The following is a 12,913-nucleotide window of genomic DNA, read 5'->3' as shown; positions in this document are numbered from 1 at the left end:
TGTAGCATCAAGTCGCACCAAATCGGAGCAAGCCGCGAAATTGTAACCACTCTTGTCATGGCCAACCATGCGCCCCAACGCATAGCGGTGCGCCTGCCGTCCGCTGTCTTTTCACACGAAGAATAAGAATCGAGGTCATTCTCCAATGCTCGAAGCACTCAACGATTTCCTTTCGGGGAAACTCCTCATCGTGCTGATCGTCGGTCTCGGCGGTTACTTCACTATCCGTTCGCGGTTCGTTCAGTTCCGCCACTTCGGCCACATGTTCGCCGTCTTCAAGGAATCGCTGCGTGGCCAGGCAGGCCAGCTGAGCTCCTTCCAGGCCCTGATGCTGAGCCTCGCCGGCCGCGTGGGTGCCGGTAACATCGCCGGTGTCGGTATTGCCGTGACCCTGGGTGGCCCAGGCGCGGTGTTCTGGATGTGGGTCACTGCCCTGGTCGGCATGGCCAGCAGCTTCTTCGAGTGCACCCTGGCCCAGGTCTACAAGCGCGCCGACGGCGACGGCCTGTACCGTGGCGGCCCGGCCTACTACATCCAGCACGGCCTGAAGCGCAAAAGCATGGCCATCGTGTTCTCGATCCTGCTGCTGGTCACCTACGGCTTCGCCTTCATCGGCCTGCAGTCGTACACCGTGACCCACTCGCTGCAGAACGCCTTCGCCTTCGACCCGCGCCACACCGGCATTGTCCTGGCCGTATTGCTGGCCATCACCTTCCTCGGTGGCATCAAGCGCATCGCGGCGGTGTCGGACCTGCTGGTACCGATCAAGACCCTGGCCTACATCGGCGTGACCCTGTACGTGATCGGCACCCAGATCGAGCACGTGCCGGCCATGCTGGAAACCATCTTCAAGAGCGCCTTCGGCCTCGACCCGGCATTCGGCGGCCTGCTCGGCAGCGCCATCGTCATGGGCGTGAAACGTGGCGTGTTCGCCAACGAAGCAGGCCTGGGCAGTGCGCCAAACGTGGCTGCCGTGGCCGCCGTGAAGCACCCTGGCGCCCAGGGCGTGGTCCAGGCATTCAGCGTGTTCCTCGACACCTTCGTGATCTGCACCTGCACCGCGCTGCTGATCCTGCTGTCGGGCTTCTACACCCCGGGCTTCGAGGGTGACGGCATCGTCCTGACCCAGAACTCGCTGGCCGCCGTGGTCGGTGACTGGGGCCGCCTGTTCGTCAGCGTGGCACTGTCGCTGTTCGTGTTCACCTGCATTCTCTACAACTACTACCTGGGCGAGAACAGCCTGCAGTTCCTCAGCCGCAACCGCGTGGTGCTGCTGGCGTTCCGTGCCCTGGTACTGGCGCTGGTGGTTTGGGGTTCGATGCAGGACCTGTCGACCGTGTTCGCCTTCGCCGACATCACCATGACCTGCCTGGCCTTCGTCAACCTGGTGGCCCTGGCCTTGCTGTTCAAGGTCGGCCTGCGGGTGATGCGCGACTACGATGACCAGCGCAAGGCCGGCATCAAGCAGCCAGTGTTCGACTCGTCGAAGTTCGCCGACCTGGACCTGGACCGCAACGCCTGGCCTGCCAATCCGCAGGCGGAAACAGCCACTGACAAAGCAGTCGGCCAAGCTCAGCCGCAGCGCTGATATCCTGCCCTGCCCAGCCGCCCCGTCCGTGGGCGGCTGCTCTACCTCCGCTCACCGCTACGGATGCTTTCCATGCGTGCAGTCAAGAATCTCCTCGTCCTCTACACCGGTGGCACCATCGGCATGCTCGAAACCGCTGAAGGCCTGGCCCCGGCCGGTGGTTTCGACGCGCGGATGCGCGAACACCTCGCCAAGCTGACCGATGCGCCCCAGGTGCAATGGACGCTGCAGGAAATGAACCCGCTGCTCGATAGCGCCAACATGCACCAGCACAACTGGCTGGCGATGCGCGATGCCATCGTCGCGGCGGTGGACGCCGGCCATGACGGCGTGCTGGTGCTGCATGGCACCGACAGCCTGGCCTACAGCGCCGCGGCGTTGTCGTTCCTGCTGCTGGGCCTGCCGGTGCCGGTGCTGCTGACCGGCTCGATGCTGCCGGCCGGCGCGCCGGGCAGCGATGCCTGGGACAACCTGTGCGGGGCCTTGTGCCTGGTCGAACAGGGCCTGGAAGCTGGCGTGCAGTTGTACTTCCACGGCCAGCTGCTGCATGGCTGCCGGGCTTCGAAGCTGCGCAGCGAGGCCTTCGATGCCTTTGCCGCGCTGCCGCGCCATCGTGAAGGCGAGCGTGCCGCCGAATTGCCTGCCGCCCTGGGTTATCGCCAGCAGCGCCAGCCGGTCAACCTGGCGGTGATGCCGGTGTTCCCGGGCCTGCAGGCCGAGCACCTGAAGGCACTGCTCGACAGCGGCGTGCAAGGGCTGCTGCTGGAGTGCTATGGCAGCGGTACCGGGCCATCGGATGACCAGGCGCTGCTGGAGGTGCTGCGTGAAGCGCGCCAGCGTGGTGTGCTGCTGGCTGCCATTAGCCAGTGTCCGGAAGGGTCGGTGGTGTTTGATACCTATGCCGCGGGTAACCGCTTGCGTGGCGCCGGACTGGTCAGTGGTGGTGGCATGACCCGTGAAGCCGCTCTGGGCAAGATGTTTGCACTGCTGGGTGCAGGGTTGGACGTCGATACCGCAGAGCAGTGGTTTGCACTGGATCTGTGTGGGGAGCGGGTGTAGGAGCGGCCTTGTGTCGCGAAAGGGCTGCGAAGCAGCCCCGGCGATCTACGCGTCAAAGCTGGAACCGTGGGGCCGCTTCGCGCCCCTTTCGCGACGCAAGGCCGCTCCTGCAAGAGCAAACCTGGATGTGCAGTGAAAATGGCGGAAGGCAGCGGGAGTCGAACCTGCCCGGGAACGGCTGCCGTCCCCAACCGGGTTTGAAGCCCGGCCGCGCCACCGGGCGCGATTGCCTTCCTTGAACTCAGTGCCTGGCCTGCTGCTGGGCCAGGGCACTGTCGGCGCGGATGTAGCGCTGGTCGGCCACCCGCCGGGTCAGGCCGATGCGGTCGAAGTATTCGAGAATCTGCACACTGCGCTTGCGACCGATGCCCAACATATCGCGAAACGCAGCAACCTGCACTACCGGCGTCTCGCTGGCCTGCCCCAGCAGCAGCTCTGCCATGCGCCCTAACGTCACCTCAGGGTAGAACAGGTCGCGCACAACCTGATGCACCAGGCCCAGCCGGGCCAGCTTGCGCAGCAGCAAGCGTACATCCGCCTCCGCGCAGTTTTCTTCAGCAGCCAGCGTCCGGACCCAGGGCGGGTCATATTGCCCTGCCAGCAATTTCGGCTGCAGGCGTTCCCACAACGCACTGTCGGCGGTGCTCAACTGCACCTTGTGATCAGGCAAATGCAACCATGGCCCGGTGCTGGCTATCACCTGCTCATTGAGTAGCTCATCGAGCAGGCTGACAAACGCCGGGCGCTCCAGCGGCAAGGCGGCGAAGCGCCGCAGGCGGTCACGATCCGGGCCGAGCTGGTCGGGCTCCTGTTCGTGAAAACGCGCCAGCTGCTCCAGCACCTTATGCCTCAGTGCAAGCCATTGACCTTTGGCAAACAGCAGCGGCCCCTGGCGCGTGGCTACCACCAGCACATCATTGGGCAACAACCAGGTATCGCGCTGGCGATTGAACTGGCGCTCCAGGCGCTGCGGGTCGAGGCCACCGAGCGCACTGGCGAGCAAGGCCGGCAGTGCCTCCTCCAGATTCTCTGCATCACGCAGCACCTGCAGTTGGCGCAGGCGTTCTTCACTGCGGCGCTGCCGACTGGGCGCGAACGGGTCGAGTACCTTGCCGCCGCCAAGGGTGCGCTGGGCACGCTGGTCCCGCAGCACCAGGCGGTCACCGTGGACCGCCTGCAACGGCGCGTTGAGCAGCAGCTGGGCAAACATGCGTTGGCCAGCGGCCAAGGTTTCGCCTTCGAGCAAGGCCACCCGGGCCGTCACATCCTGGGTGCCTAGGTGTACATGAACGGCACTGAAGTGCTCGAATATGCGGGTTTCCCCGGGTAGCAGGCACAATTCGATATCCACCCGCACGCTGGGTGCATGCAGCCATTCGGGCACCAGCCAGTCGCCTCGGTGCACCTGCTCCACCGCCAGGCGTTCGGCAGTGATGTTCAACGCCACCCGCTGGCCGGCCTCGGCCACCAATGCCACCTGGTTCTGCGCGTGCAGGCCGCGCACCCGCACCGGCTTGCCGGCTTTACCCAACAGCAAGGTGTCGCCAGTACTGACGCGACCGGCCAGAGCCGTGCCGGTCACGACCACACCGGCGCCGGTCACGGCAAAGGCGCGATCGACCGCCAGGCGAAAACCGCCGCGCACGCTGCGCTGACGCACCCGCACTTCGGCCTCCAGCAAGGCCCGGCGCAACACTTCGATACCCTCCCCGGTGATGCTCGACACGGGGAATTGCCGGGCCTTGGCATAAGGCCCCTCTGCCAGCAGATCCCTGACTTGCGCCTGCACCTCGGCCAGGCGTGCGGGCTCGACCCGGTCGCATTTGCTGATCACCACCAATGCCTGGGGAATACCCAGCAACTCAATGATTGCCAGGTGCTCGCGGGTCTGTGGCATTACCCCGTCGTCGGCGGCCACCACCAGCAGCACCAAGTCGATGCCATGCGCGCCGGCCAGCATGTTGTGGATAAACCGCTCATGGCCCGGCACATCGATGAAACCGGTCAGAGCCGCGCCTTCGGCCAGCGCCGCGTAGCGGTAGCCGAGGTCGATGGTCATGCCACGGGCGCGCTCTTCCTGACGCTGGTCACCGGCCTGGCCGGTGAGGGCCTGAAGCAGCGCGGTCTTGCCATGGTCGATGTGGCCGGCGGTGCCGACGATCATTGCACTGGCCCCAGTTGCAAGGCCGGCAGTTGCGCCAGCCACTGGGCCTCATCGTCGAGCTGGCGCAGGTCGAGCCACAAGGCGTCGTCATCGATACGCCCGAGCACCGGCACCGGCAGGTCGCGCAGGGCCCGCTCCAGTACATGCAGGCTGCGCCCGCGCAGCTTCTTCGATACTTGCGGGCGCAGGCACAGCGCCGCACTGGGCAGGCGTGCCACCGGCTGGCTGCCACTGCCGATCATGCCCAGCGCGGGCTCGGCGCTGACTCGCCACTGCTCGCCCAGGTGCGCCTTGAGCTCGGGGGCCAGGCGCTCGGCCTGGGATTGGATCTCGGCCTGGCTGCGGGTCAACAGGCGCAGGCTCGGCAGGCGTTCGGCGAGGCGATCGGGGTTGCGGTACAGCGCCAGCACCGCCTCGAGTGCCGCTAGGGTAATCTTGTCGACGCGCAGTGCACGCTTGAGCGGGTTCTTCTTGATCCTGGCGATCAGCGCCTTGCGGCCGACGATGATGCCTGCTTGCGGCCCGCCCAGCAGTTTGTCGCCGCTGAAGGTGACGATATCGGCGCCATCGGCCAAGGCCTGGCGCACCGTCGGTTCGGCGGGCAGCCCCCAGCGCGTGAGGTCGAGCAGGCTGCCGCTGCCGAGGTCTTCAAGCAGTGGCAGTTCATGCTGGCGGGCGATACGCGCCAGCTCGGCGGTCGGCACCTGATGGGTAAAGCCCTGGATGCTGTAGTTGCTGCAGTGCACGCGCATCACCAGGCCGGTGCGCGGGCCGATGGCGGCTTCATAGTCACGGGCGTGAGTGCGGTTGGTGGTGCCGACCTCGTGCAGCTTCACCCCGGCCCTGGCCATGATGTCAGGGATGCGGAAGGCACCGCCGATCTCGATCAGTTCACCACGGCTGATGATGCCTTCCTTGCGTGCGCCCAGGCTGTTGAGCGCCAACAGAACGGCCGCGGCATTGTTGTTGACCACGGTGACGGCCTCGGCGCCTGTGAGCTCGCGGATCAGGCCTTCGATCAGGTCATCACGGTCGCCACGCTTGCCGGTGGCCAGGTCGAATTCCAGGTTGAGCGGGTAGCGGGCGGCAGTCTGCATGGCCTCGACCGCTTCCTCGGGCAGCAGCGCGCGGCCGAGGTTGGTGTGCAGCACGGTGCCGGTGAGGTTGAACACGCGGCGGACCTGGCTGCGTTGCTGGATCGATAGGCGCTCGCCGGTACGGCCAAGGAGGATTTCAGCGGCCAGTTCGGCACTGCTGAGCTCGCCGTTGCGGGCGGGGTCACGGAGGTCATCGAGCAGCTGGCGCAGGGTGGCCAGCACGGCGTCGCGGCCGTGGCGGTCGATCAGCGGAAGGCAGGCCGGGTGGCGCAGGAGGGTGTCGATGGAGGGCAGGCGTGGGGTGTCGCTGGCTAGGCTGGAGGACATGCGGTACTACCTTGGACTGATCCGTTGTCTTTGATGGCCCTTTCGCGGGACAAGCCCGCTCCTACAGGGAAAACGCATGCCCTTGTAGGAGCGGGCTTGCCCCGCAAAGCAGGCGACTCGCTATTGCAGTGTAGACACTCAGCCACTACCCAGGCGCGAGCATCAGGTTGGGTGCCAGGCGATGGAAACCCTCCTCGTCCAGGCGGATATCCAGCGCCAGGCTGGCCAGGTCGTCGGCCAGCGGCTCGGCCGCCGCATCGTTTTCCAGATAGTTCTGCTTCAGGTAGCTCTCGCATGCCGGGCAGCATTCGGCCCGTAGCGGCGCCTTGCCCGGTGCATGACGATCATCTTCGAGGCTGGTGTAACGCAAATCCTTGCTCGACTCGCAATACACGCACTTGACCCGCACCACATGCCACTCACAGGCACACAGCGAACAGGCCAGGTAACGCAGGCCGTTGTGCTTGCCTCGGTTGCGCACCACCCCGGCCATCGCTGGCGAACCACAGGCCGGGCACTGTGACAGACTCCCGCCAGGCTTCAGTTCAGGGGCAGGCAGCGCCAGCAACCAGCTCGACCAGGCGGCCTGCAAGGCAGCGCCAATGAACGGTACCAGCGCCGCCGGCACTGCATCGTATTGCCCGGCGAGCAAAGCGATACCCCAGCCCTTGCGCTGGCTGTCGTCACTGTCATGCAGGGTTTGCAGCGCCTCGCCGAGCGCACCACTGGCCTCGCTATCAAGGTGTGTGAGCAAGGCCTGCAACCAGACCAGCCACGGCCCCTCACGCACCAGGCTGTCGGCTGCCAGCGGTGGCAGGCCATGACTTATGCACAGGCGCTGGCGCTCCTCGGCCACCGGCAATCCACCGGGAGGGTTATCCACAAGATGCTGCTGCACGTGGCACAGCTGAGCGATCAGCCGCAGGTAATCACCCAGGGCGTTGCCCTCGGCCAGGTGTTCCAGGCGCACTGCGCGCAGTGCAAACAGATTGGCAGGCGGCAGATGCAGAAACGGCGGCATCACTGCCGACGCTTCGATCTGCCCGGGTTCGAGTATCGTGCTCAAGCGCTCATCCTTCTTTCCGTCCGTGATTGCCCGGCGTTTTGTCGCCGGTCACTTCGCGGTACCACAACTCATGGTGCTTGCGTGCCCAGGCGCGGCTGACCCAGCCATGCAGCATGGCGCCGATCGAGCCCTTGATCCAGATCCCGGCGTAGATGTGCACGATGATGCTGAGGATCAGCACAAACGCCGCCAGGGCATGGGCCAGCGCCGACAGGCGAATGACCTCGATGCCGAACAGGTGGCTGAAGTACGCACGCCAGATCACCACGCCGCTGAGCAGCAGCACCAGCATGCACGCCAGCAGGGTCCAGAACAGCAGCTTCTGCCCAGCGTTGTATTTGCCGATTGGCGGCACGCCCTCCTCCTTGTTCAGCATCACCCGGTCCACGCGGCGCAGCCACAGGCGGTCATTGGCGGTGATGAAGTTGGCGCGCCAGAAGCGGAACACCAAGCCGAGGAAGAACACGAACATCGCCACGCCCAGGAACGGGTGGAGGATGCGCGTCCACGGCCCGCCGCCGAACAGGTGGCTGAGCCAGAACAGCGCCGGGTGGAACAGCGCAAGCCCCGAGAGACCCGCCGTCATGAACAGGATCGCGACGATCCAGTGGTTGGTCCGCTCGTTGGCGTTGTAGCGCAGGATGGGTTTGTTGTCGTTCATGGCCGCTGCTCCCCTTGCCCACCGGGCTTGGTCGGATCATAGACATGCACCGACGGGTCCACCTGATGCACGCTGTCGTCCGGCGGTGCGGGGTGCTCATCCTCTTCCACCCGCTGCGGGCCAACCCGCACATAGTGGAAGAACCCGGCCAGCACCGCCGCGCCCATGGCCAGCAGCGCCAGCGGCTTGGTGAAGCCTTTCCACAAGCCCACCAGCGGGCTGATCACCGGCTGGTCCGGCAGGCCGGCATACAGCTTTGGCGTGTCGGCATGGTGCAGCACATACATCACGTGGGTGCCGCCAACGCCGTCCGGGTCGTACAGCCCGGCCTGGTCGAAGCCGCGCGACTTGAGGTCGACGATGCGCTCGGCGGCATGCACCTTCATCTCCTCCTTGCTGCCGAATACGATCGCCCCGGTCGGGCAGGTCTTCACGCAGGCCGGCTCCAGGCCCACGCTCACGCGGTCGGAACACAGGGTGCACTTGTACGCCTTGTGGTCCTTCTGCGAGATGCGCGGAATGTTGAACGGGCACCCGGTGATGCAGTAGCCGCAGCCGATACAGTGGTCCTGGTTGAAGTCGACAATGCCGTTGGCGTGCTTGATGATCGCGCCCGGGCTCGGGCATGCCTTCAGGCAGCCGGGGTCGGCGCAGTGCATGCAGCCGTCCTTGCGGATCAGCCACTCCAGGTTGCCGTCGTCGCGCTCGTGCTCGGTGAAGCGCATCAGGGTCCAGGTTTCGGCAGTGAGGTCCTGGGGGTTGTCGTAGGTGCCGTGGTTGTGACCGACCTCGTCACGCAGTTCGTTCCACTCCGAGCACGCCACCTGGCAGGCCTTGCAGCCGATGCACTTGGTGGTGTCGATCAGCTTGGCGACCTCTTCCAGTTGGCGTACCGAAGGCGGAACGGTGGTGGTGGCCGAGCGGGCGATGATGTCTTGGCTGGCCATCAGAGTTTCTCCACTTTGACGAGGAACGACTTGGACTCTGGTGTCTGGGTGTTGCCGTCACCGAGGAACGGCACCAGGGTGTTGGTCAGGTAGCCATGCCGCGTGGCCCCGGTGAAACCCCAGTGCAGCGGGATGCCAATCTGGTGCACGGTCTGGTTGTTGACCTGCAGCGGACGAATCCGCTTGGTCACCACCGCCACCGCATCGATATGGCCCCGCTTGCTCGACACCCGCACCCGGTCACCGGCCTTGATGCCTTTCTCGTTGGCCAGCACCTCGCCAATCTCGACAAACTGCTCGGGCTGGGCGATGGCATTCAAGCGGCAATGCTTGCTCCAGAAGTGGAAGTGCTCGGTCAGCCGGTAGGTGGTCGCCGCGTAAGGGAACTCGTCGTGTTTGCCGAGGGTGTCCCACACTGAATCGAAGATCCGCCCAGCCGGGTTGCTGATGGCCTTCTTGTTCTGCGGGTGCAGCGGGTTGATGCCAATCGGCGTCTCGAACGGCTCGTAGTGCTCGGGGAACGGGCCTTCGGCCATCTTGTCGATGGCAAAGAAACGCGCCACGCCTTCGGGGTTCATGATGAACGGGTTCATCCCCGCCTCTGGCGGCGAGTCGACCTTGAAGTCGGGCACGTCGGTGCCGGTCCAGGCCTTGCCGTTCCACCACACCAGGCGCTTCTTCTCCGGGTCCCACGGTTTGCCTTGCGGGTCGCTGGAGGCGCGGTTGTAGAGGATGCGGCGGTTGGCCGGCCAGGCCCAGGCCCAGTTCTGCACCTGGTGCATGCCGTACGGGTCGCTGTTGTCGCGGCGGGCCATCTGGTTGCCCTGTTCGGTCCAGCAGCCGGCGAAGATCCAGCAGCCGGAAGCGGTGCTGCCGTCGTCTTTCATCTGGCCGAAGCCCGACAACTGCTGGCCTGCCTTGAGGGTGGCACCGGTGGCGTCGGTCAGGTCGGAGACCGCCCAGCCGTTCATCTCCTTGGCCAGCTCCTCAGGCGATGGCTCTTCGGGGATCTTGTACGGCCAGCTGATGTTCATCATTGCGTCGGGATAGGCGCCGCCTTCTGCCTGGTAGCGCTGGCGCAGGCGGATGAACAGCTCGCTCATGATCTGCACGTCGGTGCGGGTCTCGCCCGGGCCGTCGGCGCCCTTCCAGTGCCACTGTAGCCAGCGGCTGCTGTTGACCAGTGAGCCATCCTCCTCGGCGAAGCAGGTGGTGGGCAGGCGGATCACCTCGGTCTGGATATTGGCCGTGTCGACATCGTTGAACGGCCCGGCGTTGCGCCAGAATTCCGAGGTTTCGGTGGCCAGCGGGTCCATGATCACCAGCCACTTGAGCTTGCCCAAGGCCGCGGTGACGCGGTTCTTGTCCGGCAGCGCAGCGATCGGGTTGAAGCCCTGGCACATGTAGCCATTGACCTTGCCTTGGCCCATCATTTCGAACATGCGCAGCACGTCGTAGGCGGGCACATCGAGTTTGGGCAGCCAGTCGTATCCCCAGTTGTTCTCCTCCGTGGCGTTGGCGCCGTACCAGGCCTTCATCAGGCTGACGTGGAACTTGCCGTAGTTCTGCCAGTACGACAGCTGCCCCGGGCGCAGCGGCTTCGACGCACGCTTGTCGATGTAGGTGGCGTAGTCCTGCTCGGCGTCACCGGCCAAGGTCAGGTAACCCGGCAATGAGTTGGACAGCAGGCCAAGGTCGGTCAGGCCCTGGATGTTGGAGTGCCCGCGCAGGGCGTTGACCCCGCCGCCCGGCATGCCGACGTTGCCCAGCAGCAGCTGGACCATGGCCGCACTGCGGATGATCTGCGCGCCGATGGAGTGCTGCGTCCAGCCGAGTGCGTAGAGGATCGTCATGGTCTTGCCCGGTACCGAGCAGGTGGCGATCTCCTCCCAGACCTTCATCATGGCGTCCTGCGGCATGCCGCAGGTCATGCTGGCCAGTTCCGGGGTGTAGCGACTGTAGTGCTGCTTCATCAGCTGGTACACGCAGCGCGGGTGCTGCAGGGTCGGGTCGACCTTGGCGAAGCCGTCCTCGCCCAGCTCGTAGCCCCAGCCGGATTTATCCGCATACACACGCTTGGCTTCGTCGTAGCCGCTGAACAGCCCGTCCTCGAAGCCATAGCTTTCTTTGACGATGAACGACACGTCGGTGTAGTTGCGCACGTACTCGTGCTGGATCTTGTCGTTGCTCAGCAGGTAGTTGATCAGCCCGCCCATGAAGGCGATGTCGGTACCGGTACGAATCGGCGCGTAGTAGTCCGCCACCGAAGCGGTACGGGTAAACCGCGGATCGACCACGATCAGCCGCGCCTGGTTATGCGCCTTGGCTTCGGTCACCCATTTGAAGCCGCACGGATGCGCTTCTGCTGCGTTGCCACCCATTACCAGGACCAGATTCGCGTTGGCGATATCTGACCAGTGGTTGGTCATGGCGCCACGGCCGTACGTCGGGGCAAGACTTGCCACCGTCGGGCCATGTCAGACACGTGCCTGGTTATCGAACCCCAGCATGCCTGTTGCGCGGACGACCTTGTGGGTCAGGTAGCCGGCCTCGCTGGAGGCGGCGGAAGCAGCGAGGAAACCGGTGGTGAGCCAGCGGTTCACCGTTTGCCCCTGGGCATTCTTCTCGATGAAGTTGGCGTCGCGGTCTTTCTTCATCAGGTCGGCGACGCGGTCGAGCGCCTCGTCCCAGCTGACCCGCACCCACTCGTTGCTGCCCGGCTTGCGCACCTCGGGGTACTTGAGGCGGCTCGGGCTGTGGATGAAGTCGAGCAGCCCGGCGCCTTTCGGGCACAGGGTGCCGCGGTTGACCGGGTGATCGGCGTCGCCTTCGATGTGGATGATGTTCTGTTTGACGTTCTTGCCCGCATCGCCCTGGCTGTACAGGATCAGGCCGCAGCCGACCGAGCAGTAGGGGCAGGTGTTGCGCGTCTCTTTGGTGTGCGCCAGCTTGAAGTGACGCACCTGCTCGGCGAAGGCCGGCGTCGGGGCCATGCCCAACGCCGCCAGGCTCGAGCCTCCAAGGCCGACGGCGGCGACCTTGAAGAACTGCCGACGGTTGAGATCCATCGTGCACTCCTGATCAGGTGGTGGACGCACGGAACATGGCCGGCGCCTCTTGGTAGTCACGGTGGCGGCTGATTGATGGCCGCCAATAGATAAGACTAGTCAAGAAATTAGAAGGTGCGATGACATGGGTCAGGGGTGTACGCACGAAGGGTGCAGGAGTGACTGCCCCGAAACAGATGCAGGAGCCGGGTTGCGGGCGGCGCTCAATTTCACAAGCATTGAAAATGGTGAAGCGAGCACCAGATTTGCCCTGCCCCATACTGCTGACATGGGGGGCATCGAACCATTGACCTGCACTGCCGCGCCCTATCCTGGGAACCCGGCCTGAACATGCCAGGCAATGTCATGCATGCAATTACGAATTACCTGATGATCGTGGCCAAAGCACTGGTCAGTTGATAGCCATGTTGAACTTATCGCCATCCAGATAACGCACTTTGACCTCACCACTGATATCTCTCCCGTCGCGGGAGATAAGTTTGTAGTGTGACAAGAGAAATACCTCTCGGGTAACAGCCCTTTTGCCGTAAAGGTGAGAACACAAAGCGACAAGAGCTCCCCCCACACTGAATATCGGACCTGGGTACATCTGCACATATTGAAGCAAGGTCGGGCCAGCCATTCTGCTGTAAGTAATCGTCTCAGGGCCGAAAACCGCTGTACTGAAGCCTACGAGGGCAATTACACCACCTACCGCCATCGCTAAGCCGCCGAAAAAACCGGCACCATCGTCGATACCTTCAAGATAGGCCGCATAGTCTTCGCTGAAGCCGGGGACCTGATAGTCCCCTGCCGAAGCTATCAGTTTGATTTCCTTTTGAACAGACTCATCATTGCTTGGTTGCATGATCCACTCCTTTGAAAACATGGATACTAAGCAACGGCCGTAGCAGATAGTTGACGCAAGAGCAGCTTCAGAAATGCCCTACAACACAA

Annotated in this window: 9 protein-coding genes and 1 tRNA gene; 2 read left to right on the top strand and 8 right to left on the bottom strand. The window is 64.3% G+C overall.

Annotation, left to right across the window (positions count from 1 at the left end):
* Positions 1–145 precede the first annotated feature (145 nt).
* Positions 146–1,588 carry an alanine/glycine:cation symporter family protein gene (locus tag ACLEJU_RS20765; protein WP_159408693.1) on the top strand — a complete coding sequence of 481 codons (1,443 nt, stop codon included), beginning with the start codon at positions 146–148 and terminating at the stop codon, positions 1,586–1,588.
* A gap of 72 nt (positions 1,589–1,660) precedes the next feature.
* Complete coding sequence (locus ACLEJU_RS20760; RefSeq protein WP_435423898.1) at positions 1,661–2,647, top strand: asparaginase; 987 nt, start codon at positions 1,661–1,663, stop codon at positions 2,645–2,647.
* Positions 2,648–2,786: 139 nt separating this feature from the next.
* Here the strand turns inward: ACLEJU_RS20760 and ACLEJU_RS20755 are convergent.
* The 8 genes from ACLEJU_RS20755 to ACLEJU_RS20720 form a co-directional block, all read right to left on the bottom strand.
* Positions 2,787–2,882 (bottom strand) — tRNA-Sec (locus tag ACLEJU_RS20755).
* 6 nt (positions 2,883–2,888) lie between these two features.
* Entirely contained in the window at positions 2,889–4,811 is a 1,923-nt protein-coding gene (gene selB, locus ACLEJU_RS20750; protein ID WP_435423897.1) for a selenocysteine-specific translation elongation factor, read from the bottom strand.
* On the bottom strand, positions 4,808–6,235 hold the full coding sequence (gene selA / locus ACLEJU_RS20745) for an L-seryl-tRNA(Sec) selenium transferase (protein ID WP_435423896.1): 1,428 nt from the start codon (positions 6,233–6,235) through the stop codon (positions 4,808–4,810). The genes selB and selA overlap by 4 nt, the downstream gene beginning before the upstream one ends.
* A 145-nt stretch (positions 6,236–6,380) precedes the next feature.
* Entirely contained in the window at positions 6,381–7,301 is a 921-nt protein-coding gene (gene fdhE / locus ACLEJU_RS20740) for a formate dehydrogenase accessory protein FdhE (protein WP_435423895.1), read from the bottom strand.
* A gap of 4 nt (positions 7,302–7,305) precedes the next feature.
* Entirely contained in the window at positions 7,306–7,962 is a 657-nt protein-coding gene (locus tag ACLEJU_RS20735) for a formate dehydrogenase subunit gamma (RefSeq protein WP_110637807.1), read from the bottom strand.
* Positions 7,959–8,909, bottom strand: coding sequence for a formate dehydrogenase subunit beta (gene fdxH / locus ACLEJU_RS20730; RefSeq protein ID WP_435423894.1), 951 nt, complete (start codon positions 8,907–8,909; stop codon positions 7,959–7,961). The genes ACLEJU_RS20735 and fdxH overlap by 4 nt, the downstream gene beginning before the upstream one ends.
* Positions 8,909–11,977 (bottom strand): formate dehydrogenase-N subunit alpha, encoded by a 3,069-nt coding sequence (gene fdnG / locus ACLEJU_RS20725; RefSeq protein ID WP_435423893.1) that lies wholly within the window; start codon positions 11,975–11,977, stop codon positions 8,909–8,911. The genes fdxH and fdnG overlap by 1 nt, the downstream gene beginning before the upstream one ends.
* A gap of 391 nt (positions 11,978–12,368) precedes the next feature.
* On the bottom strand, positions 12,369–12,824 hold the full coding sequence (locus tag ACLEJU_RS20720) for a hypothetical protein (RefSeq protein WP_435423892.1): 456 nt from the start codon (positions 12,822–12,824) through the stop codon (positions 12,369–12,371).
* Between the last annotated feature and the right edge of the window lie 89 nt (positions 12,825–12,913).

Source organism: Pseudomonas sp. SMN11 (genome assembly GCF_052041945.1).
Classification (GTDB): Bacteria; Pseudomonadota; Gammaproteobacteria; order Pseudomonadales; family Pseudomonadaceae; genus Aquipseudomonas.
This window is presented reverse-complemented; position numbering and strand designations above follow the sequence as displayed.

What these genes read in the sequence shown, in the direction of transcription:
- selA (WP_435423896.1), bottom strand. Translation starts at nt 6,235, where the DNA reads ATGTCCTCCAGCCTAGCCAGCGACACCCCACGCCTGCCCTCCATCGAC.
- selB (WP_435423897.1), bottom strand. Translation starts at nt 4,811, where the DNA reads ATGATCGTCGGCACCGCCGGCCACATCGACCATGGCAAGACCGCGCTG.
- fdxH (WP_435423894.1), bottom strand. Translation starts at nt 8,909, where the DNA reads ATGGCCAGCCAAGACATCATCGCCCGCTCGGCCACCACCACCGTTCCG.
- ACLEJU_RS20735 (WP_110637807.1), bottom strand. Translation starts at nt 7,962, where the DNA reads ATGAACGACAACAAACCCATCCTGCGCTACAACGCCAACGAGCGGACC.
- ACLEJU_RS20760 (WP_435423898.1), top strand. Translation starts at nt 1,661, where the DNA reads ATGCGTGCAGTCAAGAATCTCCTCGTCCTCTACACCGGTGGCACCATC.
- ACLEJU_RS20765 (WP_159408693.1), top strand. Translation starts at nt 146, where the DNA reads ATGCTCGAAGCACTCAACGATTTCCTTTCGGGGAAACTCCTCATCGTG.
- ACLEJU_RS20720 (WP_435423892.1), bottom strand. Translation starts at nt 12,824, where the DNA reads ATGCAACCAAGCAATGATGAGTCTGTTCAAAAGGAAATCAAACTGATA.